The sequence below is a fragment of the Nonomuraea sp. LPB2021202275-12-8 genome, assembly GCF_037044575.1.
GTDB lineage: Bacteria > Actinomycetota > Actinomycetes > Streptosporangiales > Streptosporangiaceae > Nonomuraea.
This window is the reverse complement of the sequence record NZ_JBAHWD010000197.1, coordinates 1-234: the sequence shown is the minus strand read 5'-3', so window position 1 is coordinate 234 and position 234 is coordinate 1. Positions and strand designations below refer to the sequence as shown.

At 68.4% G+C, this 234-nt stretch carries 1 protein-coding gene; it reads left to right on the top strand.

What is annotated here, in order from left to right; genetic code table 11:
- Window positions 1-234, top strand: a 234-nt coding sequence (locus tag V5E28_RS49365) for an IS110 family transposase (protein WP_336217239.1), incomplete at both ends; no start/stop codon positions are given.

Genomic DNA, 234 nt, shown 5'->3' with positions numbered 1-234 from the left:
GCGGCCACCATCATCGGCGAGACCGCCGGCGTGCACCGCTTCCGTTCCAAGGCCGCCTTCGCACGCTTCACCGGCACCGCCCCCATCCCGGTGTGGTCGGGCAACAGCAGCCGAGTGCGTCTCAACCGCGGCGGCAACCGGCGCATGAACTGCGCCCTACACATGATCGCCATCACCCAAGTCCGCGGCACCGGGGCTGGCAAGTCCTACGTCGACAAGCTGATATCCGAGGGC